The 24,007-nt window shown below is 55.2% G+C and carries 27 protein-coding genes; 16 read left to right on the top strand and 11 right to left on the bottom strand.

The features are described from left to right. Positions 1-131: 131 nt before the first annotated feature. The 8 genes from rpsB to ACWHYZ_RS08765 all read left to right on the top strand — a co-directional run bounded on the left by rpsB (position 132) and on the right by ACWHYZ_RS08765 (position 6,641). Positions 132-908, top strand: a complete 777-nt coding sequence (rpsB, locus tag ACWHYZ_RS08800) for a 30S ribosomal protein S2 (protein ID WP_447986903.1) — start codon at positions 132-134, stop codon at positions 906-908. 44 nt (positions 909-952) lie between these two features. Continuing rightward, positions 953-1,549, top strand: a complete 597-nt coding sequence (gene tsf, locus ACWHYZ_RS08795; protein ID WP_447986902.1) for a translation elongation factor Ts — start codon at positions 953-955, stop codon at positions 1,547-1,549. Then, entirely contained in the window at positions 1,546-2,271 is a 726-nt protein-coding gene (pyrH, locus tag ACWHYZ_RS08790; RefSeq protein WP_447986901.1) for a UMP kinase, read from the top strand. The genes tsf and pyrH overlap by 4 nt, the downstream gene beginning before the upstream one ends. A 13-nt stretch (positions 2,272-2,284) precedes the next feature. Beyond that, complete coding sequence (gene frr / locus ACWHYZ_RS08785) at positions 2,285-2,842, top strand: ribosome recycling factor (RefSeq protein WP_447986900.1); 558 nt, start codon at positions 2,285-2,287, stop codon at positions 2,840-2,842. Positions 2,843-2,848: 6 nt separating this feature from the next. Then, positions 2,849-4,006 carry an alanine racemase gene (alr, locus tag ACWHYZ_RS08780; protein WP_447986899.1) on the top strand — a complete coding sequence of 386 codons (1,158 nt, stop codon included), beginning with the start codon at positions 2,849-2,851 and terminating at the stop codon, positions 4,004-4,006. An 83-nt stretch (positions 4,007-4,089) separates the two neighbouring features. Further along, a complete protein-coding gene (locus ACWHYZ_RS08775; protein WP_447986898.1) occupies positions 4,090-4,869 on the top strand; it encodes an MlaE family ABC transporter permease in 780 nt (259 codons plus the stop codon). Further along, the gene (locus ACWHYZ_RS08770) at positions 4,866-5,654 is read left to right on the top strand and encodes an ABC transporter ATP-binding protein (RefSeq protein WP_447986897.1); all 789 of its coding nucleotides are present in this window, start codon (positions 4,866-4,868) and stop codon (positions 5,652-5,654) included. The genes ACWHYZ_RS08775 and ACWHYZ_RS08770 overlap by 4 nt, the downstream gene beginning before the upstream one ends. 9 nt (positions 5,655-5,663) lie before the next feature. Continuing rightward, positions 5,664-6,641, top strand: a complete 978-nt coding sequence (locus tag ACWHYZ_RS08765; protein WP_447986896.1) for an MlaD family protein — start codon at positions 5,664-5,666, stop codon at positions 6,639-6,641. Between the two features lie 110 nt (positions 6,642-6,751). On the opposite strand, the gene ACWHYZ_RS08760 is transcribed toward ACWHYZ_RS08765, so the two are convergent. Next, the gene (locus ACWHYZ_RS08760; RefSeq protein WP_447986895.1) at positions 6,752-7,060 is read right to left on the bottom strand and encodes an MTH1187 family thiamine-binding protein; all 309 of its coding nucleotides are present in this window, start codon (positions 7,058-7,060) and stop codon (positions 6,752-6,754) included. Between the two features lie 72 nt (positions 7,061-7,132). Then, positions 7,133-7,762 carry a precorrin-2 dehydrogenase/sirohydrochlorin ferrochelatase family protein gene (locus tag ACWHYZ_RS08755; RefSeq protein ID WP_447986894.1) on the bottom strand — a complete coding sequence of 210 codons (630 nt, stop codon included), beginning with the start codon at positions 7,760-7,762 and terminating at the stop codon, positions 7,133-7,135. A gap of 143 nt (positions 7,763-7,905) precedes the next feature. Here ACWHYZ_RS08755 and ACWHYZ_RS08750 point away from each other — a divergent pair, with 143 nt between their 5' ends. Continuing rightward, positions 7,906-8,358 carry a c-type cytochrome biogenesis protein CcmI/CycH gene (locus ACWHYZ_RS08750; RefSeq protein WP_447986893.1) on the top strand — a complete coding sequence of 151 codons (453 nt, stop codon included), beginning with the start codon at positions 7,906-7,908 and terminating at the stop codon, positions 8,356-8,358. Here ACWHYZ_RS08750 and ACWHYZ_RS08745 read toward each other — a convergent pair. Beyond that, positions 8,355-8,900 carry an HNH endonuclease gene (locus ACWHYZ_RS08745; protein WP_447986892.1) on the bottom strand — a complete coding sequence of 182 codons (546 nt, stop codon included), beginning with the start codon at positions 8,898-8,900 and terminating at the stop codon, positions 8,355-8,357. The two genes, ACWHYZ_RS08750 and ACWHYZ_RS08745, sit on opposite strands and share 4 nt — an antisense overlap. 162 nt (positions 8,901-9,062) lie before the next feature. Between ACWHYZ_RS08745 and ACWHYZ_RS08740 the strand changes: the two genes are divergently transcribed. Continuing rightward, positions 9,063-9,413, top strand: a complete 351-nt coding sequence (locus ACWHYZ_RS08740) for a Rieske (2Fe-2S) protein (protein WP_447986891.1) — start codon at positions 9,063-9,065, stop codon at positions 9,411-9,413. On the opposite strand, the gene ACWHYZ_RS08735 is transcribed toward ACWHYZ_RS08740, so the two are convergent. Next, positions 9,401-9,844: a hypothetical protein gene (locus ACWHYZ_RS08735; RefSeq protein WP_447986890.1), complete on the bottom strand. Its 444-nt coding sequence runs from the start codon at positions 9,842-9,844 to the stop codon at positions 9,401-9,403. The two genes, ACWHYZ_RS08740 and ACWHYZ_RS08735, sit on opposite strands and share 13 nt — an antisense overlap. 198 nt (positions 9,845-10,042) lie before the next feature. Here ACWHYZ_RS08735 and ACWHYZ_RS08730 point away from each other — a divergent pair, with 198 nt between their 5' ends. The 3 genes from ACWHYZ_RS08730 (at position 10,043) to ACWHYZ_RS08720 (ending at position 11,453) form a co-directional block, all read left to right on the top strand. After that, positions 10,043-10,486 carry a gamma-glutamylcyclotransferase family protein gene (locus ACWHYZ_RS08730; RefSeq protein ID WP_447986889.1) on the top strand — a complete coding sequence of 148 codons (444 nt, stop codon included), beginning with the start codon at positions 10,043-10,045 and terminating at the stop codon, positions 10,484-10,486. A gap of 102 nt (positions 10,487-10,588) precedes the next feature. Continuing rightward, the gene (locus ACWHYZ_RS08725) at positions 10,589-10,918 is read left to right on the top strand and encodes a (2Fe-2S) ferredoxin domain-containing protein (protein WP_447986888.1); all 330 of its coding nucleotides are present in this window, start codon (positions 10,589-10,591) and stop codon (positions 10,916-10,918) included. A gap of 1 nt (position 10,919) precedes the next feature. Then, a complete protein-coding gene (locus ACWHYZ_RS08720) occupies positions 10,920-11,453 on the top strand; it encodes a MogA/MoaB family molybdenum cofactor biosynthesis protein (protein ID WP_447986887.1) in 534 nt (177 codons plus the stop codon). A 146-nt stretch (positions 11,454-11,599) separates the two neighbouring features. Here ACWHYZ_RS08720 and ACWHYZ_RS08715 read toward each other — a convergent pair whose 3' ends face one another. From ACWHYZ_RS08715 to ACWHYZ_RS08705, 3 genes are all read right to left on the bottom strand, one after another. Beyond that, entirely contained in the window at positions 11,600-12,001 is a 402-nt protein-coding gene (locus ACWHYZ_RS08715) for a CBS domain-containing protein (protein ID WP_447986886.1), read from the bottom strand. Between the two features lie 97 nt (positions 12,002-12,098). Continuing rightward, positions 12,099-13,034: a PhzF family phenazine biosynthesis protein gene (locus ACWHYZ_RS08710; protein WP_447986885.1), complete on the bottom strand. Its 936-nt coding sequence runs from the start codon at positions 13,032-13,034 to the stop codon at positions 12,099-12,101. A gap of 69 nt (positions 13,035-13,103) precedes the next feature. Then, positions 13,104-14,348, bottom strand: a complete 1,245-nt coding sequence (locus ACWHYZ_RS08705) for a hypothetical protein (RefSeq protein ID WP_447986884.1) — start codon at positions 14,346-14,348, stop codon at positions 13,104-13,106. A 76-nt stretch (positions 14,349-14,424) separates the two neighbouring features. On the opposite strand from ACWHYZ_RS08705, the gene ACWHYZ_RS08700 reads away from it, so the two are divergent. After that, positions 14,425-14,676: a hypothetical protein gene (locus ACWHYZ_RS08700; protein WP_447986883.1), complete on the top strand. Its 252-nt coding sequence runs from the start codon at positions 14,425-14,427 to the stop codon at positions 14,674-14,676. A gap of 2 nt (positions 14,677-14,678) precedes the next feature. Here ACWHYZ_RS08700 and ACWHYZ_RS08695 read toward each other — a convergent pair whose 3' ends face one another. The 4 genes from ACWHYZ_RS08695 to ACWHYZ_RS08680 form a co-directional block, all read right to left on the bottom strand. Beyond that, complete coding sequence (locus ACWHYZ_RS08695) at positions 14,679-16,661, bottom strand: B12-binding domain-containing radical SAM protein (RefSeq protein WP_447986882.1); 1,983 nt, start codon at positions 16,659-16,661, stop codon at positions 14,679-14,681. A 102-nt stretch (positions 16,662-16,763) separates the two neighbouring features. Next, complete coding sequence (locus ACWHYZ_RS08690; RefSeq protein WP_447986881.1) at positions 16,764-18,665, bottom strand: B12-binding domain-containing radical SAM protein; 1,902 nt, start codon at positions 18,663-18,665, stop codon at positions 16,764-16,766. A gap of 96 nt (positions 18,666-18,761) precedes the next feature. Then, positions 18,762-19,976, bottom strand: a complete 1,215-nt coding sequence (locus tag ACWHYZ_RS08685; protein WP_447986880.1) for a class I SAM-dependent methyltransferase — start codon at positions 19,974-19,976, stop codon at positions 18,762-18,764. Positions 19,977-20,109: 133 nt separating this feature from the next. Next, positions 20,110-21,471, bottom strand: a complete 1,362-nt coding sequence (locus ACWHYZ_RS08680; protein ID WP_447986879.1) for a glutamate-5-semialdehyde dehydrogenase — start codon at positions 21,469-21,471, stop codon at positions 20,110-20,112. Positions 21,472-21,630: 159 nt separating this feature from the next. Here ACWHYZ_RS08680 and ACWHYZ_RS08675 point away from each other — a divergent pair, with 159 nt between their 5' ends. Both ACWHYZ_RS08675 and ltaE read left to right on the top strand, forming a co-directional pair. Then, positions 21,631-22,878 carry a hypothetical protein gene (locus ACWHYZ_RS08675; RefSeq protein WP_447986878.1) on the top strand — a complete coding sequence of 416 codons (1,248 nt, stop codon included), beginning with the start codon at positions 21,631-21,633 and terminating at the stop codon, positions 22,876-22,878. Positions 22,879-22,882: 4 nt separating this feature from the next. After that, positions 22,883-23,914 carry a low-specificity L-threonine aldolase gene (gene ltaE / locus ACWHYZ_RS08670; RefSeq protein ID WP_447986877.1) on the top strand — a complete coding sequence of 344 codons (1,032 nt, stop codon included), beginning with the start codon at positions 22,883-22,885 and terminating at the stop codon, positions 23,912-23,914. The last annotated feature ends 93 nt before the right edge of the window (positions 23,915-24,007 follow it).

Below are 24,007 nucleotides of genomic sequence, written 5' to 3'. Positions count from 1 at the left end.
CCTGCCATCGGCAGGCGAATTATCAAAATTCACATTGGCGTGTATGCACGTCACTTTGCTTGGGAATAAGGGGTAAGACCTCTCGCCTGTTGGCGCAGGCGCTCCGCAAGCCGAGGAAGGGGGGTGACGGTATGATCGCGATTCGAGAATTGCTGGAAGCAGGCGTCCACTTCGGCCATCAAACGAACCGCTGGAATCCGAAAATGAAGAAGTTTATTTTCGGCGAGCGCAATGGCATCTATATCATCGATCTCCAGCAGACTGTCCAACGGTTTCAAGCAGCCTATGACTTCATTCGCGATTCAGTCGCGGCCGGCGAATCAGTGCTCTTCGTGGGCACGAAACGTCAAGCCGTCGATATCGTCGAAGAAGAATCAAAACGGGCGAAGATGTTTTATGTCAACCAACGCTGGTTGGGCGGCATGCTGACTAACTTCCAGACCATCCGCAAGAGCATCGACAAACTGAAGAAGTTCGAAAATGCGCTCACCGACGGGACGCACCAACGCTTGACCAAAAAAGAAGTCGGGCACATGGAAAAAGAACGCGTCAAGCTCGAAAAGACGCTCAGCGGCATCAAGAATATGAACCGCCTTCCCGGCGCAATCTTTGTCCTCGATACGCGCATCGAGCGAATTGCGGTACAGGAAGCGAACCGCTTGAGTATCCCCGTCATCGCCATCCTCGACACGAACTGCGATCCGGACGGCATCTCGTACCCGATCCCCGGGAATGATGATGCAATTCGGTCCATCAAGTTAATTGTCTCGCGCTTGGCCGATGCATGCGTTGAAGGCTCTCATCTCCGGGCTCTACAAGAAGAGAGAGAAAAGACGGAAGCTCTTCCTGTGGCTGATATGCGCGTGGCCCGCGGTGCAGCGGTCGAGAACGTGCCGGCTACAGCTTAGGTATTGACGACAAGGTTTTTCTTCAGAAGAGGAGCGCGATTGGAATGGCAGGCAATAGCACACTGGTGAAAGAGCTTCGTGAAAAGACAGGGGCCGGCATCATGGACTGCCAGAATGCCTTAAAGGAGTCCGACAATGATGTCGAAAAGGCCATCGAGCACCTGCGGAAAAAGGGGTTGGCCACTGCGCAAAAGAAAGCCGGGCGTGAAACGAATGAAGGCACCATCTCCGCCTACATTCATCCCGGCAACCGCATCGGCGTCCTGGTCGAGGTGAACTGCGAAACGGATTTTGTCGCGCGAAACGAGGAATTTCAGGCCTTCGTAAAAGATATCGCGTTGCAAATCGCAGCGTCCAAGCCCTCGTACGTGAAGCGCGAAGATATTCCGGCCGCTGTGATCGAGAAAGAAAAAGCCATCTATGAGGCGCAGGCCAAAGAATTGGGAAAACCCGAAGCGGCCTTGGGGAAGATTGTCGAAGGCAAGCTGGAACGGTTCTATCAAGAATCCTGCCTGTTGGAGCAGCCGTACATTCGGGACGCGTCCGTCACGATTCAGGATCTCTTAACGCAGAAGATTGCCAAGATTGGCGAAAACATGGCCATTCGGCGCTTCACTCGCTACCAATTAGGGATCGAATGACCGCTGCCAAATACCAGCGGATACTGCTCAAAATAAGCGGTGAACTGCTGGCCGGCGATCAGGGTTATGGCATTCATCCCAAGGTCCTGGATGACGTCTCCAGTGAGATTGGGTCCGTGGTGGCCCTCGGCGTCGAGGTTGCCGTCGTCATCGGCGGAGGAAACATCTTTCGCGGCATCGCGGCTAGTGCCACCGGCATGGAGCGCGCCTCCGCAGATTACATGGGCATGCTGGCAACCATTTTGAACGCTCTCGCGTTGCAAAATGCCCTCGAGCGAAAAAGCATCACCACGCGCGTGCAATCGGCGATTGAAATGCGCCAATTGGCCGAAGGGTATATCCGGCGCCGCGCGATTCGCCATCTCGAAAAAAAACGGGTGGTCATCTTCGCTGCCGGGACCGGCAACCCTTATTTCTCCACGGACACGGCGGCTGTCCTACGCGCCATGGAGATCGGCGCTGAAGTCGTGATGAAGGGGACGAAAGTCGACGGCATCTACGAGGCGGACCCTGTCACCCATCCAACTGCAAAGAAATTCACCGAATTGCCGTTTCTCTCCATTTTGAATCAAAATCTCAAGGTCATGGATTCGACGGCCATTACCCTCTGCATGGATAACAAGCTGCCGTTAATCGTCTTTAATTTAAAACAAGCGGGAAATTTGCTTCGCGTCGTGCAAGGCGATAAAATCGGAACATTGGTGACCGCCTCAGGCCGTTAAGACAGGTGCTCTCATGCCAACTGCGATGAAACAGAAAGCGACGGAACGGATGGAAGCCGCCATGGACCATTTGAAGCGGGAACTCGGCGGCCTCCGAACGGGGCGCGCTTCCACCGCCCTGCTGGATGGCATCAGGGTGGATTACTACGGCAATCAAACTCCGCTGAAGCAAATCGCCAACGTCGCAGTTCCCGAAAGCCGCCTGATTACCGTCCAGCCTTGGGAACCTCAACTCATCAAAGAAATCGAGAAGGCTATCACGGCAGCCGGGCTCGGACTGAATCCCGCTAATGACGGCAAAATGATTCGAATTCCCGTCCCTCCCTTGAGCGAGGAACGCCGCAAGGATATCATCAAACTTGCGAAGAAACACGGTGAAGAATCAAAGATCTCTCTGCGAACCATTCGGCGCGAGACGAATGACGAGCTGAAGCGTCTTCAGAAAGACGCCAAACTGACGGAAGACGATCTGCGAAAAGCAGAAGCCGACATTCAGAAATTGACGGACCAATACGTGCAAAAGGTCGACCAGATTCTTAAGAAAAAGGAAGAGGAGATTCTCGAGATCTGACCCCGCGTGTCCAATCCACCTTTTCCTCAAAGCCCTTCTTACGCCGATTCCGTAGAACCCTCATCAGTCGCCATTATTGACCTTTCCGCGCTAGGCCACAATCTGGACCAAGTCCGCCAACGGATCCCGAAGGGGTGCGACATCCTCGCCGTCGTCAAGGCTGATGCCTATGGCCATGGTGACGCCGCCATCGCCTCTGCACTGGCCGGAATGGGCGTCCGCCGGTTCGGCGTCGCGACTGTCGAGGAAGGCATTCAACTTCGCCAGTCCGGTCTTCCACACCCCATTTTAGTGATGGGAGCACTGAGACCGGAGCACAACGCAGCCGTCATCGGCCATCGGCTCACTCCAATCATCCATGATCGTCATATCGCGGAACAATTCGCGAAGGAGGTACCCTCCGCTGCCCGGCCCTACCCGGTCCATGTAAAAGTTGATACAGGGATGGGGCGCCTGGGCCTGTGCCACAATGATGTCCTTCCGTTTCTTCAGTCTTCCCCGTTTCCCGAGACGTTGTTGGCGGAAGGGTTCATGACTCACCTCGCAGACGCAGACAGTGAAGACCCCGCCTTCACAACCCTGCAGATAGAACTGTTTCGCACACTCATCGATCGATTGAAGGCGTCCGGCATACACATTCCCCTCATCCATGCCGCGAATAGTGCAGCCATTTTGCTCCACCCGTCAGCCCATTTTACAATGGTGCGGCCGGGAATTATGCTCTACGGCTATCATACGGTCACGCATTTTAACAGTCCTCCCGACCTTCGACCCATTCTCAGCCTCGTGACCCGTGTCGTGCAGGTGCGGGCAATCGCTCCCGGTGAAAGCGTCAGCTATAACCGCGTCTTTACCGCTTGCCGCCCTTCCCGGATTGCAGTCCTCCGGATCGGCTATGCAGACGGCTATAGCCGCCTTCTGTCGGATCGAGGGGCGGTGCTGATCAGAGGCCGCCGTGCACCAATCGTCGGACGCATCTGTATGGATATGACCATGGTGGACGTCACGGACATCCCGAATGTCGTGGCCGGCGATGAAGCAGTCTTGATAGGACAACAGGCGGGGTTACGAATTACGGCAGCCCATCTCGCGGCATGGTCCCAGACGATCCCCTACGAAGTACTTTGCGCCATTGGTCCTCGAGTACGCCGAGTCTACCGCTAAGTCCCATCAGGCAATCGCTGATTGTTCGATCAGGATCCGTCACTTATAATGACGGGAGCGGTTCACCTCTGTGTACATCACTAATGGTCGCACCATCCTTTGCACTTCGAGATACCGTCATCGGCGCACTCCTAGTCATACAGGAATTTACGCTGCTCAGTGCGCATGCTATCGCCGGTCTGGCGGGGTCCCGCAGCTACCTCCCCGAAATCATCTTGCAAATCGAACGCGTCGGCGTGGGCTCGCTCTTCATTGTCATCCTTACCGGGCTGTTCACCGGTATGGTGCTCACGATTCAGGGAGCCATTCAATTGGAGCCTTATGGCGCGACCATCTATGTCTCACGGCTGGTGAGCACGTCGGTCGTCCGCGAACTGGGGCCCGTATTGGCCGCCCTCATGATCGCCGGCCGCGTCGGCACCGGCATTGCCTCTGAACTGGCCTCCATGCAGGTGACCGAGCAGATCGATGCGATGCGCGCGGAAGGGACCGATCCGATCCAGAAACTGGTCAGCACTCGCCTGATCGCGTGCATTCTGATGATCCCAATCCTGACGATTCTGACCGATGGAATCGGCATGGTGGGCGGGTGGTTGATCGCGACAGTCACGCTGAGCATTGATTCCTACTTCTATTGGACCTGGGCGCTAGAGGCGCTGCTGCCACGAGACCTGACCCTCGGCTTAGTCAAACCGGTGGTCTTCGCATTTCTCATTGCCATGGTCGCGTGCTATACCGGATTGCGAACAAAAGGGGGGACTGTCGGTGTCGGCCGGTCAACGACCCAGTCGATGGTGACGTCGTCAATTCTCGTGCTCGGCTCAGATTTTCTCCTGACGAAGCTTTCCATGGTCTGGTCATGACCCTCTTGCTGGAACTTGCAGGCGTCACATTGACATTGGGCGGCCGTGAAGTCCTTCACGACGTCTCATTTCCCGTACAACGAGGCGAGACGAAAGTGATTCTTGGGGCCAGTGGATCGGGCAAGACCACCATTCTCAAGTTGGTACTCGGCTTGACTCGGCCCGATCGAGGATCGATCCTTATCGATGGACGCAACATTGCGCGACTCAGTGAACATGAGCTGCAACGTTGTTGCCGCGAGCGGATGGCCATGGTTTTTCAAAACGCCGCCCTGTTCGATTCGTTGACGGTGCGTGAGAATGTCGGCTACCGCCTCTGGGAACGCGGCACCATACCGGACGCGGACATCGAGAAGATTGTCGAGGAAAGCCTTGCCTTCGTCGGCCTCGAAGATGTGCTCGACAAGATGCCGGCTGAATTGAGCGGCGGCATGAGAAAGCGGGTCGGAATCGCGAGAGCACTGGCCAGCGGCGCCGAAGTGATTCTCTATGACGAGCCTACCGCGGGGCTTGACCCGATCAACACATGCCTGGTCACGCGGCTCATTCTGAAGCTCAAAGCCAAACAGGTCACTCAGATTGTCGTGACACATGATCTCCCGACGGCCGAACGCGTCGGGGACAGCGTCCTAATGATCCAACGCGGCCGCGTCGTGTTTGAAGGCACCCCGGAAGCGTTGAAGCGCTCACATGATCCTGCCGTCCGCGCATTCATCGACCCTGACTGTCTGGCATACATGAAGAAGAACCCGACGGACTCACGCGGCCCTCACCCGGTTGAGTAGGAGAAACGGATGACACGCTATAGCCAACTGAAATGGTCGGAACTGAAAGTTGGGCTCGTCGTCTCCGTAGCACTCGTGATGTTGATCATGGCCATCTTGAACATGGGCCATGGTCTGAGCTTCATTAGCCGCCAAGCCGAACTTCGCGCGATGGTGGACCATACACATGGCTTGAAAGTCGGAGGACCGGTGCGATTGAACGGCGTCGATGTGGGAAATGTCCGCCGCATCGACATTGCGAACGATTCCAATGCTGTCGAAATCCTCTTTTCTATTCAGCGGTCGGTCCTCGGCCACCTGCATCAAGACGCCGGGGTCCACATTCGGCCATTGGGGCTCCTCGGCGACAAATATCTGGATCTGTCCCCCGGTTCAGCTTCGAAGCCACTGCTGCCATTAAATCAGGTGCTCTATGGCCAGGCTGAAGCGGATCTGACAGGCTTAGCATCCGGTGCCGAGAACACGTTGGAGCATCTGAATAGGGCCATCGGCGACCTCCAGCGCATTCTCGTTCAGGTCGGCGAAGGCCAAGGTACGGCAGGGAAATTACTCAGCGACACGAGTTTATACGAACATTCGCAGAGAGCTCTGGAGAAGCTCGAGACGGTGGCCGACAAAAGCATCGGTGTCTTGAGCAAAGTGGAAAAGGGTGAAGGGACGGTTGGCAAGTTGGTCTCAAGCGAAGATTTCTATCGGCGCGCCGATCGCGCATTGGATGATCTCTCGCACCTTGTCGGCAGATTGAATAACCAAAATGGCACGCTGGCGAAGCTCGCGGATCCGACGCTCTATCGCCGCCTCGATGACTTCACGACGCGCGGCGAACAACTGCTGAACAAGATTCAAAATGGAGAAGGAACGATCGGTAAACTCGTCAACCAGGACGAACTCTACACTCGTGCCGATAAGTTGCTCACTGAACTGGAAGTGCTGGTAGCCGATGTCAAGCAGCACCCGGGGAAGTATTTGAAATTATCGTTGTTTTGAAGCAATCGCTCTCAGCGATCAGCCATCAGCTTTTAGCATATGGAATGGCAAAAGTTCCTCAACCCTTGCCGGAGCTGTGTAGTGATAGCTGACCTGAAAGTTTAGTGAGTTCACGTCTTCAATTTCCTCTTCAGTCGCTTCTCCACGCTAGCCGTTTTCCCTGCAAGGCGCCCCTTGTGGTTTTTACGGTAGTCGATCTTAATCGTGCACGAGACGCGGTTACAGTCTTTCCTCATGCGGTCGTAGCATTGGCGGACGATGTCCATCACGTCCTCCCACTCTCCTTCCAAGACGGTACCCATGGGATTGAGCCGATAGTCCACACCGCTCTTGTCGATGATATCCAACGATCGTGAGACGTATTTCCCGACGCTCTCCCCTTTGCCTAGTGGCGACATACTGAACTCCAGCAAAACCATGGCCACTCCTTCCCAAAATGATTCGGTGATTACTCGATCTGAATGACACCGCGGGAGGTGACTTCACGCCTATCATCGCTTCCCGCGCTCCTCTAGCCACGCCTTTGGATAGGTCACCGATGCCGACAATTTGAAGCCCTCGACCGCCTCGCGTAGGAGCGCGCGCCGGCATTCTTCCTCCGCCTCTGTCGCTTGAGCGTCTTCACGGACCCGCCTGAGCCATTCCAAGAACGATTGAAACTCGGCATCGAACACCGTTTCCAAATCTTGGCGAAGCCGGCTCGCTAACGCAGGGGCCACGCCGCTGGTGCTGACCGCGAGACGAAGATGGCCGCGATTGACCAGGGCCGGCATCATACAGGTTGACAGTTCCGGCTGATCGACCGAGCACAGGAGAAACTTGTCCTTCTGCGCCAATTCATACAGGGATCGCGTGTATTGTTGATCACCTTTCAGCGTATTGATGACCAGCATGGCGCCTTCGGCATCGGGCGCTCGAAACGTCCTGACACGGTGAATGATTTTGCCTGATGCCGTCAATCGGCGTAGTGCGTCGTTCAACGTGGGGTGAATCACCGTCACCTTCGCACCGGCATCGAGGAGCCGCTGCACCTTGTCCGCTGCTTCGTCATCCCCTCCCAGCACCAGGCATGGACGGCCCTTCACATCGATCGATACTTGAAACCCAGGATTGGTTGCCATCGTTCCCCTTTCCTTAAAAGCAGGCCGTATCATACAGCACCAGGATTTTCCACGTAAACGCTCTTTCCAAACATGCCAGGTCTCCCTGTATAATGCCAGGCGCTTACAACCGGGGCGATTGAATTGTTGAAAAAGAGGTTTGCATGACACAGGAGACGGTTCGGACGCTCAGTATGGCTGGAGGAATTATTCTGCTCGCTGGAATTGCGGCATGGATGGGGTTGGCGCATGGATGTGAGCAACCACAAGGCAGCGGGGTCATTGCCGGGCATGTGAACATTGATCCTGAATTGGCCTCCAAAGTGGGACCCACCGATGTCTTGTTTATCATCGTGAGACGTCCTGGAAGCGCACCCCGCCCGCTTGCGGCCAAACGGATTGATCATCCACAGTTCCCCGTGGCATTTGAAATCACGAATAAGGATATGATGGTCGAAGGATCGGAACTGAGGGGAATGGTCGACGTCATTGCCCGTCTGGATAAGGATGGGATGGCCGGTCCGGCTCAACCAGGAGATTTAGAAGGTCGGTTTGAAAAGAATCCGACGCTGCCGGGAGCCACGGACGTGGAGATCGTCATTAATAAGGCACTCTAGCCGTCAGCCGGATCGGTGTCCAACTCCATGTTCCAATAAAGATAGTCCCGCCAGCTTTCGGGCGCATTCCGGATCCCGATGGTAATTGTGATAACCGGATTCCAGCGCGGCTTGACCGGTTTTCTGGCCAGTCGCATGTTCGCTTCCTCCGGGGTGCGTCCGCTTTTCCGGTTATTGCAGCGCCAACACGCCGTGACAATATTTTCCCATGTCTTTTTGCCACCCTTGGCGATCGGAACGACATGATCGAAGGTCAGATCTTCGGTCTTGAACTTGTGATTGCAATACTGACAGGCGTAGCCGTCTCTGGTGAAGATATTGATCCGTGAAAACTTGACCGCGCGATGGCTGTCTTTGAGCTTGACCATTTTGAGCAGACGCATGACTGCCGGAAGTTTGATAGAGATCGAGATGCCATGGATCTCACGATCATAGACCTCCAGTACCTCTACCTTTCCTTGCCACAGCAGCGTGATCGCTTTTTGCCAATGCAGCACCCTCAACGGCTCGTAGGTCGAATTCAAGAGTAAGGTCAGCTCCATATCCCCTCTCTCATAAGCCTAGCATAGCTTAGTTCTATCATCCGAGTCCCCGTACATATGCCACATTTATCACATAAATTCAAATTCTTGTGACCCGGCCTGGGGCTTGAAGCCACCCGTTATTCTCAGTACACTGGCTGTTCGATTTTTCGGGAGTCTCTGGTGAAGATCGTCCCTGTCGCCAAATTGGCAGATGTTCCGCCGGGAATATGCCGTTCAGTCGAAGCAGATGGAATTGGTGTGGCTGTCTGTAATGTTGGCGGAACCGTGTATATCGTAGATAACACCTGCCCCCATGCCGGCGGCCCCCTGGGCGAAGGGTCATTGGATGGGGAGCTGATCGAATGTCCCTGGCATGGCTGGCGTTACAATGTGCGAACCGGCAAACGACCGGAAAACCCTGAAATCAGGGTGAGCTGCTTTCAAGTCCACGTTGAGAACGACATCATTCACGTCCTTCTCCCGAACGATGACACGGGTCATTCGGCACACAACCCCTCTTACATCGGTTGATTTCCGGTTTCCTCTGGCGGCATCAGCGTGGACGCCGGGATGGTTAAGGGCACGACTGTCCGCTTCGCGACATCGACGCGCCAGAGGTAGTTTCGTTCGAACCATTCCACAGTCACCTGTTCCCGAATCGAGACTCGTACGAGATACGTCCCTGACGGTTCACGTTCCACTCGCCATTCCCTGAGATTCACTCCGCGCCCTTTGTCAGAGAGCCCTTTTACGCGGTCGGTGATGGCTTGTCGGATCGTGGGCGACTGCTGAGCACGGTGCGTCTGGACCAACGCCATGGCTTCGGCCGCTTCAGGATCCGACATGGGATCCAGAAACGAAGGCCTGAAGAGCACATACGCTATGGCTCCGATTCCGAGTAGTCCAAACACGACGTAATGGGCGATCTTAACCCAGGGTAGCGATTTCGTTTCGGCCGGCATAGTGAGGAAAGTCAGCGAGGAGCACTAGAACTAGCAGAAGATTGACTCCATGAAGCACGCAGTCTCATGAAGGGAGCATAGCCGCCGTAGTGAAGCACTGTCAATGTGAAGCGCCCTCAGCTGGTCATGGTCCTTGACAAGGCGGCAATCCCCTATGGTACAAGTACCCCTCGCACAACCATATGCAGCGTGAGTTTTATGAAATTTTTCTTTTATGGGGACAACTTAAATCCGACACAATTCAAGCGCCGTGCGCCTGAACATCAATTCATCGCCAAGGCGTATCTCCCTGATCATGCCATACACTTTTGCCGATGGTCTTCCCAATGGAGGTCCGGGCTCGCCAGTGTTACCCCATCTCCTGGCGAACGAGTCTGGGGAATCATTGCCGACGTCACTGATGAAGACCTGAAGATTCTGGACACGTTCGAAGACGAGGTGCCGCCAAATGCGTTTCGTCACGTTCAAGTGACCGTCATCAAAGAAGATGGCGAAAAAGAACTTGTCACGACACATGTCGCGACGCCGATCGGCAAGTTCAAACCTAAGGACCATTACCTTGAGTGGGTGATGAAAGGGGTCGCCCATTGGAAGTTGCCGCAGGAGTGCCTGGAGACCTGGAAATCATTTACGCCGAAATAGCTGTGAGCAGTCAGCTCTCAGTTATCAGGCTCTAGTTCTTTTCATAAAGAAACCGAATACCGTAGCTGACGGCGGAGAACGTTCCGCTTAACCTAAGGAGACATGATGCCGAAGCCGAAATACCACATTCTGGTCTGCACGAATTCTCGTCCCCCGGGCCACCCCAAACCTTCGTGCGGCGCAGCCGGCTCCGCCGGTCTTCTCCAGGCGTTCAACATGGGTCTGATGGAACGAGGCATTATGCCGGGCAACGTGCTCGTCACGAGTTCGGCCTGTTTGGGTCCATGTGAACAAGGACCGACAGTCGTCGTCTATCCCGACGCAACATGGTACTCCCAAGTGAAGGAAGCGGACGTTCCCGCTATTCTGGACGAGCACATCGGCAAAGGCACTCCAGTTGAACGGCTCAAACCCAATTCCGTGTGGGGATAAGGTGCTGAAGCACCCCTCTCATCAGTCAGGTCATGCGCATGAAGAGCACAAGGCTCATGCGCCCCAGACCGTGACGTGCGTCGTCATTACCTGCAGCGATACCCGCAACGCTCAAACCGACACCAGCGGCCAATTGATGATGCGCCTGTTGAAAGAACACGGCCATGACGTAGCCGGTTACCACGTGATTAAGGATGAGCCGGACCATATCCAAAGACTGATCGAAGAGGCGACCGCCGATGAAGCCGTCCAGGCGATTCTCGTGAACGGTGGGACGGGAATTTCCAGTCGGGATTCGACATTCGAAGCGGTCGATGGCATGTTGGAAAAACGATTGGTCGGCTTCGGCGAGATCTTCCGCTATCTGACCTACAAGGATATCGGCTCGTCCGCCATCATGACGAGGGCGACGGCCGGCGTTTTTCGCGGACGGATCGTGTTCTCTACACCGGGATCAGAAGGCGCGGTCCGTCTGGCCATGGAATCACTCATCTTGCCTGAGTTGGGCCACATCGTGCAGCAGCTCACCAAATAAACGTGGGGGCGCTGAAAACGATCCCCTACTTCGTTCTCCACTCAAAGAAATCCTCAATGTACCCACCGGGAAGGAGCGCGTCTTGGCGCGCCTGGGGCAGGCGGGCGGGATAAAAACATTTTTGAGCGTCCGGTAGGAAAATCTGTTTAATCCTGGGCGATTTTCGGTTCCGAGACTCTCTTATAGTAAACCAGCAGGTCACGGACTGAGACCACGCCAACGAGCTTTCCTTTGTCTGTGACGCCCAGATGCCGGACACTGAGATCTCCCATCATGTCATGCGCATCTTGAATCGTCCTGACAGATTCGATCGTAGCAATCGGGCTTGTCATAATCGTATGTACGGCCGTTTTAGCAAGATCACTGCCTTCTGCCACAGCGCGCCTCACCACGTCAGTGTCCGTGATAATGCCCACCAGGTCATTATTTTTTTCGACTAATAAGGAGCTCACTTTTTCATCACGCATGCGCTTGGCCGCGTCTTTCACTGACACGTCGTACCGAACGTTCTTCAGTTCTTTTTGCATGACCTGAGCTAGTGTGGACATTGCTCCTCCTTCCATGAGCTGGTAACCGCCGGTCTCACCTTCCGCTTTTAACTCTGAAGGCTTGTCATCTTAAAGCTGACCACTGATGGCTTCTTCGTCAAAACCTCAACGTGCCTTCAATCATCATCACGGCCTGCCCGCCTACCGTGACCCTCTGAATTTCATCATCGTCCGATTCGACCTGAATGTGGATCAGGGATGGCCGATCCATTTCATACCCCTGTTCTGCAATGATGTCCGTCACCGGCCGGACCTCCACGACACCGTGGTGCACCAAATAGGCACCTAAGGCGCCGCTCGCGCTACCCGTGGCAGGATCCTCCATGACTCCGATGGGAGAGGCAAACATGCGCGTATGAACGGTCGATAACTCTTCAACGGTAATCGTCGTAAAAACCATCATCCCGTTTGCGCCATGGCGCGCACATAGTTCGTTGATCGCTGTGGCGTTGGGAAGAATAGATCTCACTGCGGTGAGACTACGGATGGGGACGATCATCACCGGCAATCCCGTGGACACGACCTGGATTGGAAGATTCGCTCCGCTGATGAAACTTTTGGACAGTCCCAATGCCTTGGCCACCTCATAGAGATCTTCAATGGCATCGACCGAGCTTATGAACTCAGGCTTGGGTTGAGACATGACGACTCGGGTGATCTCCCCATTTCGCACGTGTAATTCGATCGGAAACAGGCCGATATTGCACTCTTGCAACACGCGTGTCAGCGGCTCGTGGAGAGGAATGCGCTTGAGCTTCCCGAGAACATAAAACGCGCCGATGACCGGATGGCCGGCAAAAGGGATTTCTTGGGTCGGGGTAAAAATACGGATCTTTGCCGCCGCGGCACTCTCCGTCGGAGGAAAGACAAAGACACTTTCCGAGAGGTTCATTTCTCGGGCAATCCGTTGTAGCTCTTGGTCCGCAAGACCCTGAGCGTCCGGAATAACGGCGATGGGATTGCCGCCGAACGGAAGGGTGGTGAACACATCGGCCTGGTAAAACGTGAGGACGCGCCGCTCGCCTTCGATCATTGCGGCTACTCTAGGGGAACCAAGAACAGAGGTCAAGCCTTGCCTGCGCCCCCTCGACCTCACCGGTCGCTACGCTGAGACGGAAAGGGCTTCATACGCTTGCGCGACCGGATTTTGAACGTAGTCCTCGACGTAATTTTTCAGCAGGCCGCTGCGGTACAGTCGTTGATTGGCAAATTTCGTATCGATCTTGTGCAGCACCTTGACCTTCACGCCGGTCTTTTTCATGAAGTCTTCCAGCGTCACCCCCGCAATGTCCGTATACAATCCTCTTCCCGATTGCATCACGCACTTCGGAACATGAATCGTTTTGTGAGCGTTGAGGGCACGCGCGATGTCATCGAACGTCAATAGCACCGAGCAATCGGAATCGCCGCCCAGCGTGGCGTTCGGAACCATAAGAAACTTTGCGCGATTTTTGCGGTACATGGTGAGCACCTTATGAACGCTTCGCCCCATGACGATGGTATCTTTCTTCTCCAGCTCGAGCGAATCGAAGAGACTGACGATCCGCCTGCGATTGAGAAACGCCGTAATGGGCGCCTCCGTATGGATGGTCTGCAGATTCGGCAGGCCGGCGTCGTACACGCGCTGGGCTTCCTGGGGTAAATACGCCCGCCCCTGCCGCATGAGCGCAGCCGTCTCATCCTTCAATCCACGCACGGGAGTCAGGCAGCCCATCCACAGCACGCATTTTTGATTGACCTGAGAAATCGCCCGCGCATCATCCGACATCGTATGGCGATCGAAGGCATAAAAATTCGCAGAGGATACCGCCGGACCATCAAGGACTTTCATGAGATGCTTCACGGCCGGCGCGTGCGGCATGAGCTGCTGGCGATAACGGCCGAGAGTGATGACGGAGAGCTCGAAATTGATGCGGCCGGGATATTGCGAGACCAGTTGATGGATCTTCGGAACATGCACAAATCCGACGGTGAAAAAGGTCAGGTTTTTGTCGGTATATTTAAGGAAATCCTCGACCCACTCCATTGCCTTGGGATGCAGAAAGAGATCGGTCCATTCCATGTATTCATTGCCGCCAAGGCACCAGAACTGCTGCGGGTCCGTCGGCTTCTGATTAATATACTCGAGCATGAACTGCCAGTCTTCCTGGCTTGTCTTCGGCGGTTCGAGGGTTTCACGATAGCTATGATCCAGTTCATAACAGAACTCGCATTGAACCGGACACGTTTTTCCAAGACTCAGCGGAATTTTTCCTGCATCCATTTCCCGGCGCAGGACTTCACGATAGTCTTTGCCTTCAAAGAGTTTTCTTGGCTGGAGAATCGGCAGCGGCGTGGTAATCGGCATCACATCCTCAATTGACCGGAAGCAGTACAGTTTGCCACACTGAACACGAGCATTGCGAGCGCTTCAACGAACGGACATGTTGAGGATGAACCAGGAACAGATCGATCAAGCATTAGCACTCTTTTCTCTCACTGCGCCTGTCAGCCGACAGCAGTTAGATGAAAAACGCCGTGAGCTCTTGGCCATGTGGCATCCCCACCGCTATGCCAATCTAACGAATAACCCTCGAAGATATATGCAGATGTACAAAAAAGGGGAAGTCATGACGAAGGAGATACAGGCGGCCTACAACGTATTGCTGGCTTGGCTGGAGGGACAGAACGGCTGACGCTACGAAACGCTGTGGCTGACGACTCTCGCCATTGCAGGTTCACCTTCTTTGGACGACTCAGCATCCCCTCTCGCCACCGGCCAGGTCACCAATCCGGAGACACTGTCGATCGAACCCACTGCGGCTCCGCCGTGAGGTTGGGCATAAATCTGCGGCAACCGATTGGTCCCGAATTTGGAAATATACAGAAACACATGTTCGCGGGCATTCACACGCACCGCCCACGGTTCGAAATTGTTCTGGTAGAACTCTTCGCAGAGCTGCATGGCCTCCAGGCAGGTGACCCCTCCAGGCTCATTGAGCGTGTAATAGTAGTCCAACGGAAGGTCGTACTCTTCCTGCTTGTGAATCGTTATGCCGAACTTTTCTGGATGACGGACCATCGGCGTATGGCGATAGGCGACGAAGTAGAACAACTCCACGGAATGGATATGGGCCTTGTTGTCGAGTAGGAATTGTCTCGTCTCTTCCGCCTCGTCCCGCGTCTCTCCGGGGAACCCATAAAACGCCATCACGTGGTTCCAAATGTCGGCCTCAGAAGCGAGCTTGAGATTGCTCGCGATGACCGGTTGTTTCACGTGCTTATCCATCAAATTCAACACGCGCTCGTTCGCCGATTCCATCCCATAATAGAGCGTGCAACAGCCGGCCTTTTTGATGTCACGCCAGAGCGCCGGATCCTGCAAGCTTTCCTCGAATCGAATCAACGTCGTCCATTTGATGCCGACCTGCTGATCGATGAGCAGCGGGACGACTTTTTTAAGGAGGGCCGGTGGATACGATTCATCGGCGAATAGGAAATGTTCCACCTGGTACTTCTCTTTGAGCGTCCTCACTTGTTGGACGACCTGTTGTGCGGTCAGACCGCGATATTGATCAAAGTAGCCCTGCCCGTGGTCGCAAAAGGTGCAACGGCCCCAATAGCAGCCGCGGGTCGCGAGATACGGCAGAATCCTGACCGGCACAAAATAGCTGTCCAGTGGAAAACCTTCGAAGTCGGGCAGCGGTAAGGACGCCATCTTTTCCGTGTGGATCTCCGGGTTCATATGAATACCGTCTTCATTCCGGTAGATCAGATTTGGAATGGACGTGATGGCTCGATCGCCGGCGACCGCTTCGAGGAGCCACAGTAAGGCATGCTCGCCCTCATACATGATCGCCGTATCGAAAATCTCGGTGAAGAATCGCTCGTGCTTGGGCAGCTCTTCTTGGAGTCGCGTGATGATGTTGCCCCCGACAGTGATATGAATCTCGGGAAACGCCTCCTTGATCATCCGGCAGAAGGTTAGGCCTGCCATCAGCTGCATCTGCGTGCCGATGGACACGCCGACGACATCCGGGCGCTCCTTGCTCACGGCCGGCAATACGAGTTGTCGACACACATCGCGATAGACATTCACCTGCTCGTCCTCGAGGCACGCGAACACCTCATGTGATACCCCGGGCCGATATCCCAGATTGCTTTCCATGGGATAAAAGACGAGGGAGGCGGGATAGTACGCCGCCGAAATGTATTGCATCACCTCACGGAAGGTGTTGAGCGCCCATTCCAGTTTATCGGCTGCGTAAAAATCTTCGCTTCGAGTGATGCGTTTGGCTTCCATGGCGTGATCAGCCAGCTCGAACACATCAACATCGGCCTTTTGAGCGAGCACAGCCTTTTGATCCACTTCCTGTTCAGTCAGGAGTCCGGCCGCTTCCTTGGCCTCCAGCGCACGCAGCTGCATGCCCATCCTGGCTTTCACCCAAATCAGAAACGTGTCGGTGAAAAATAGATCATACATTTCGATGTTCACATCTTTTTGTATGACCGCATGCCCGTTCTGACGCAACACCGCCGTGAGACTGGGCAAGGCCAAATAGGGCGCCGTAGGGACCCACTCCGGCGGAAACAGCAGCATGGCCTTCAGCTTGCGACCGGAGGGTTGCAGGGCGGCTACTGGGTCACCGGCTTTTCGAATATGAATAAGGTCACTAGCCATTGCGTAATCGATGCCTGCTATAGCATTCAGCCGTCAGTCCAGAGAAAACCGAAGACGGCACCCTGAAAGCCGCCGCTGATGGCTGCTTAGCTTCTTTCAAGGTCAGCACACCTTTTCTGCGATGGAACCAACCGGATCATCGAAGCGCGGCTTGAACTGCAGTTCGGGCAGCCGATTCGTGCCAAAGCGGGCGACATAGAGGAAGATGTATTCGCGGATGAACACCCGCAGGTCCCACCCTGGATGGTGATTGCGCTCAAACTCTTCAAATACCCGTTCGGCGTCTTCCACGCTGAGACCGTCCTTGACCGTGAAGTAATAGTCGAGGGCCAAGTCCCACTCCGGATTCTTGTACGCCGTCACACCAAATTTTTCAGGGTTCTTGGCGACCGGTGTATGTCTGCTCAAGTCGAAGGTTCCAAATCCAATGGAGTGCACGAGGTCTTTATTCTCTTCCAGGAATCGAATCGAATCCAGCGCATCTTCACGCCGCTCGCCAGGGAAACCAAAAAATCCCATGACATGGTTCCAAATGCCGACGCCTGCGGATAACTCGAGACTCCGATGGATGACCTCGGTGGTTGTCGCCTTATCCATGAGCTTCAATACGCGCTCGTTGCCGGACTCGTATCCGAAGTGCAGGTACCGGCACCCGGAGTCGACGGCATCTTTCCACACCGCGTCGTCGAGCAAGCTCTTTTCAAACCGCATGTGAGTCGTCCAGGCAATGTCCATATTGGTTTCGATCAACTTACGCGTGAGCTTGCGAAAGAGCGCCGGAGGGTATGACTCGTCCGTGAAGTGAAAATGACGCGTCTGATACTTGTCTCTCAGACCCCGGATCTCTTGCATGATCTCATCGATTTTCTTGGTACGGTATCCGGCCGTATAGCCTTCGCCGTGGTCGCAAAATTCGCAACGTCCCCAATAGCACCCTCGGGTGGCCAGATACGGCAGAATGCGTTCCGGCAAGAAATACTTTTCCAAGGGGAGGCCGTCAAAATCGGGCGGAGGTAAGGACGCCATATCCTCGGCAAAGCTCAAGGGGGACGTATGGATACCCGCCGCATCGCGATAGATCACATTCGGCACATTGGTGAGCGAACGGCCGGCCCCAACTGCCTCGACTAACTGAAGGAACGCCGTCTCCCCTTCATACACCACCGCGCTATCGAAGAGCGCAAACACTTCCGGCTTGTCCGGCAGCACATCGCGCAACCGCGTCACGGTATTCCCACCGATCGTGACATGAATATGAGGGAAATACTGTTTAATGAGCGCGCAAAAGGTCATCGTGGAGAACAATTGCTGCTGCAGCACGATTGAAATACCAATGACCTCCGGACGCGCAGCCTCGATGGCCGGCTTCAAAAGATGCTCGAATACGTCACGGTACACATTGACCTGAGTGTCCTGGACGGCATCCAGCAGTTCCGAAGAGACAAATACCTTGTATGAGAGATCGGTCTCCATCGGCGGCATGCAAATGCGAGCCGGTGCATACACGAGCGAGATCGCGCCGGTCACCTCGCGGAACACGTTGATGGCCCACTCGAGCTTATCGGCCTCGTAGAACTCCTGGCTTCTGACGATATGCTTGGCGGTCTCCGCTTTCTTGATAAGTTCTGCAACATAGTCTCGAGTCAGGTCACACAAGGCGAGCTGAACATCCCGCTCCCAATCCGCCAATTCCCGTTTCTTGGACAGCTTGCGCAGACGATCAAGTTGCTGCGGTACTCGCCGGAGGACTCGCTTGAGAAAATCCTCACTGAAATACCAGTCGTACATTTCCAGATTGATGTCTTTTTGGATGACCTGGTGGCCGGCCGCCCTGAGGACTGAGGTGAGCGAGGGAAGACTGAGGTACGGTTCGGAAGGATACCAGTCGGGTGGGAAGACCAACATGACCTTCATCTTGCGCCCACTCGTCGCTTCCGACTCTCGGCGGTGGAGTTGGATCAGCTCGCGGCTCGCCCGTTCCCCCTTAGAATACTCGACTCTCATGAGCGCGGTCCCCCTTAGGAAGTCCTCAAAATCACGGCATCGGTCATTCTATGTGGACTCACCGAGGAAGGTCAAGCAACCTCCGGGGTGCCTGTTCTACCCGGTCATCCGGTCATCGATAGACCGGACTATTTCCTCGTAATACTCATCCAGCATTCCAGCCTGTTCCGGCCTGACGAGAACTAATTGACGTTGGTCGAAGGTATTGGCACAAAACAGATAGTACAGTCCTTGGGCCTGCCCTGTCTCCACGTGCAACTGTTTACCATCTGGACCGTCGCGGGTCGTCTCGTGCACGATCTGACGGCCAGAGAGGTGTGCCCATACAATGTGCGCGGATGCGTCATGATTCTCGTAGAGCGGTTCATCGATTCTCGTGGTCAGTTGGCCGAGTTGTGGAATGTCGACCGTCGGACGTCCCACCCCTTCAGGCGACTCATCCCATTCACAGCTGGATGTACTGCCGATCGAGGCCGGACCGAGGACATAGAATGGACCGTCATCGGCTACCTCTTCAACGATGGTGTAACCGATCGGCATCGAAGGCTCGAGAAGGATGCATCCGCGTGCGGCAAGGGCACGCTGGAAGGGAATCCGTCTCGCTAGCGGCCTGGTTTTTTCAAAAACAAGCAAGCGGCCCTTCGGCGCTAGCGCCGAAACGAGATGGTCGAGTCTTGGGCTCAGACCGGTCCGACGTTCGAACTCACTTTGCAGGCGGGCGTCTTTGGGCCGCTCAAAGCTCTGCCAATCGGCGCTCGGAATACCAGGATCGTGCTCAGCTTGTAACAAGGCGTGCGTCGCGACGATGAGGTCGTACGAACCGACCGGTGTGGTGACATCGATATCACCCCACTCAAATCGAATATTTTTCAGGCCGAGTTCTTTGGCACGTTCCTGAGCCGTTGAGACCGATGCAGCGGATCGGTCAAGACCCACAAAGTCAACGTGTGGAAACTGGCGAGCATAGAAGGTCGTCAGGATCCCGGGACCACACCCGAAATCCAAGACGACTCGCGGAGTCCCGATACGATCCGCAATGAGAGGACCTACAGCCGTGTAGTAATCATAGCGTTGGCTATACAGGGCAGGAAGCACGCCCGATTCAACCGAAAAGTCATAAAAAGCGACTTCAGCGGCGACGTCGCCTTCATTGGCAGACTTTTTCTGAGCCAATTCGATGAGGCGAGCCAAATCGGCGGCTGGAATAATGTCCCGCTGCCATTGGAAATACGCCTGATCGGAGTCAAAGCGGCGCAATCCCCACCAGGCAAGGTGTTCGGCAAGAGCGTCGTGAAGTAAATTAGCGGACACTGGAATAGCTGTGTAGGATGCTCAAAAAGGTCGGCCAACGAGGCCGCAGGGAGTGAAGGTCCCGAGGCGTACTGGACAAGTACGTTGAGGGGTTTCACGACTGAGAACGAAGTTGAAGGCCATTTTCAACATTCTACGAAGGGCGTTTGAGCATGATGGCGTCTTCGTAGGTGACCGGCACCGGATGCGGGTGTTTCAGCTGTCCCGTCCCCATCACAACACATTTTTCACACGTCAGTTGCTCCAGCGCCAGCGGTCCACGAGCATGCATCCGCCCGGTGCTGACGCCAATTTGCCCACCCATGCCGAATTCCTCTCCGTCATGCAATCGTGTCGACGCGTTCACCACAACGGCCGCCGCATCGGTTTCCCTCGTAAATCGCATGGCGTTCACATAATCCCGCGTGACAATGGCGGCCGTGTGTGTCGGGCTATGGTATGCAATGTGGTCCAGTGCTTCATCGAAGGTGTTGACCACCTTAATGGCCAATAGGGGGGAGAGAAACTGCTGCACATAATCTTCGTCCGTCGCCTCCTGTACGACTTTATAGGACGTAAAGGACTGGGCACCGATCAACGACACTGTCTTGGGACACGCCCGCACTTCGACTTTGAATTCATCCAAGAGCCGGCGAATCAGCGCGGGCACCAGCGAACGGGCGGTAGCCTGATGCACAAGCAGTGTATCAATCGAATTGTCTGCCGTCACCTGCTGCACTTTGGAATTCACCACGAGATTCTGTGCCAAGGGAAGGTCGGCCTCGGCATCAATGTACATGACACTCACCCCGAAATCATGGCAGAGAATCGGGATTCGGCTTTGCTCGATAATCGCTTTGCGCAACGACGCATACCCCTTCACGACAAGCCCGTCGATCCATTTCGATTGCCGGAACATTTCAATCGCGGCCTCTTTCTCCGACCGTTCGACGAAAGTCAGGCCATCTGCTGGAAGTCCGGCCTCTTTTGCGGCTTCTCTCCACAAGGCCGCCAGCTTGGTCGTTGTCTGTAACCACTCCGGCCCACCACGGTACACACAGACGTTGCCGGACTTTAGGCACAAAGCGACGGATTCGGTCATGATGGACGGCCCGAACTCGGAAATGATGGCGATGACGCCGATAGGGCCCCGCACGCGACTAACCTGCATACCATTGGGTCGCTGTTGCATGGCCGTCACTTCCCCGACGGGGTCAGGCAGGTCCGCAATGCGGCGCAGATCCTCACACATCTGCTTCAGATCGTCTGTCTTCAGGCGAACGCGATCGACCGCCTCTTTCATCCGATCCTTTTCCCCTTCCAGGCTCTTGCCGACAGCCTTGACATCGCGCTCGTTGATTTCAAAAATTTCCTGTTCCTGTTCAGCCAAACGGTCAGCCACTGCCAGCAACACCTTGTTCTTTGCAACGGTCGAAAACTGCGCCATCGGGCGGACGGCCTGACGGGCGGCTTTCAGCACTCTATCCATGTACAGCTTGACGGGAACTTCAACCATGTTGTCGGTCCTTATTCTGTAGTCGTGGTGTCTTGTTGATTTCCTACGAGTGGACGAAAGGGCACCATTTATTATTCATCGCCGCCAGCGTCAAATCGGAGCATCCAATTATAAAGGCCATAGCTTGTCGTTGTCACGGTCATTCCCTTAGAATGCGACATGACTTCAGAGGAAGCTCGGGCCCAATACAACTATTTACTCACGCTCTGCATTCGCAAAGAGGAATCTTTCGGCCCGCTCGCATTTGCATTTCTGAAGGAACACGACCTTGACCAGATCGAACTCACGCCGGAGGAGCAGTTCAATCTCTACATGGCCACGGCGGAGGTCTTCGCGGCAGAGCCCAAACGATACATTCATAAGTTGGAGTGCCTGCAAAGGGCCAGCCATATTCTTCGCCGAACCCAATACGCGAATCCCGAGCTGGCCCGGCAGCTCATGCACGAAATTCAGAAAACATCCGTCGAATGGGATCTCTACAACGAAGCCATGCGGGCGACCCGCACTGGTGTTGCACCAGCCGGCCTCGACAAACAATACATTATTGTCGAGACGGATCTCCCCGATTATTTTCTCACGACCGCGCAAAAACGCGCGTCGTCCTATTATCAACAGAAATTCAAGCTGACAAAAGAAGCCAAGACCGCACAACACTTCGCCGGACCCGGACGGAAGTTCGAACCGGACAATCCCAGCGTGCACAAAGAATTCGCCGGCGCCTGTGCGCCGTTCATGAGCGCGCGGACGGGCGCACTGCATCTCATGCTGCCATTCGATCTTAAAATCAGTCGCCGTCCGGATGATCCGTTGGAGGCCGGATTACGGATCTGGTACGCCAGGATGGGCTACTCCTTCCCCCTACGCTATGACCTTGGCAAGCTCATCAGCTATTACGATGATGAGGTGTTGGATATCCCGATGGACGATCCTCACCTCCTGTTCGTTTCAGCGTCGCCGGTGAAAGAAGCGGACATGGGGCGAGTTGAACGCCCGCTCCCCGATGATGCCCCGCAAGAGATCGGGCTGGCTCGAGCCTTCCTTGATGGGATCAATACGCTCGGACCATACGCTCAGATCGTCTGCAATTTCAAAATCTGGTTCGATGCGTCGATGATGTCTGTCCTGATTCAAGGCGCGCCCGATCTCCATGAGTACGGCCTCGAAGGCGCGGCCGGGCTTCTGACCCGCACCTATGCGACTGAAAGAGTCCAGGCGTACGCGCCATCGTCTCATCGTCCGTGGCAGGACGGGCTCAGCTTTAATTTCATCAATATGCATCTGCAACTCCTTCCGGGTGTTGAAGCAGCCGTCGTGCCTTATAACACCCCGATCTTCTCAGTCTATCCCGTGCTCAATTGGCAAGGCTTTCGCTTCGAAGACGCGCGAAAACTGGAACAAGGGCGTTGAGGCGATGATCGACCTGCGCAGCGACACTGTCACGAAACCGTCTCAAGCCATGCGCGATGCGATGGCGGGCGCTCCGGTGGGTGATGACGTTTATGGCGAGGATCCGACGGTCAATCGGTTACAAGAAATAGCGGCCGCCCTACTGGGGAAAACGGATGCCATCTTTGTTCCCTCCGGCACGATGGCCAATCAGCTCTCCATTCGTGTGCAGACTCAGCCCGGCCAAGAAGTCATTGTCGAGAGCACGGCCCATATCGTGCGATATGAACAGGGAGCCGCTGCAGCCCTATCAGGCGTGCAGCTTCACTGGGTCTGTGGAGAACGTGGGCTTGTGACGCCCGAGCAGATCGAAACGGCCATCCGTCCCAACGATCCTCATACGATCCCCACGGCGCTCATCTGTCTTGAGAACACCCACAACAGCGGCGGTGGCTCAATCTACCCGCTTGTCACTATTGAAGCGATCCGGTCTGTCGCTCGACGCCACAGCATACCGCTGCATCTGGATGGCGCCCGGTTGTTTAATGCCGTGGTGGCCACCGGCATACCGGCGGCAGACTATGCCCGGCACTTTGAAACGGTTTCCGTGTGTCTCTCCAAGGGACTGGGCGCGCCGGTCGGATCGCTGATAGCCACCAACGATCCGGCACTCCTCGGCAGGTTGCGTCGATTCCGGCGTATGTATGGGGGGGCTATGCGTCAGGCCGGCATCTTGGCCGCGGCGGGCATTTACGCGTTGGAGCATAACATTGCACGGATCAAGGAAGACCACGACCATGCCAAACGTCTGGCACAAATCCTCCACACGATCCCGTCCGTATCGGTGAACCCGACTCACGTCGAAACCAATATCATCGTGTTTGAGGTGAAGGACAATGGGCGCTCTCCGGCCCAGCTCGTCAGCGAGTTGAAACAAGAGGGCCTGCTGATCAATGCGATTGGCGGACGCAAGTTTCGAGCAGTCACTCACCTGGACATTAGCGCGGATGATATTGAAGAAGCCGGACGCCTATTTGCGGCCGTCCTCACCCGCTAATGCCGGTGAGGCAGATCAAGGGCCCCGTTTCACTCGCGAGTTGACGTTCCCGGTGGTGACCTCTAGAATGCGCGATTGCTGCCGTACGGACGA

This window comes from Nitrospira sp. Nam74 (assembly GCF_965152615.1).
This window is presented reverse-complemented; position numbering and strand designations above follow the sequence as displayed.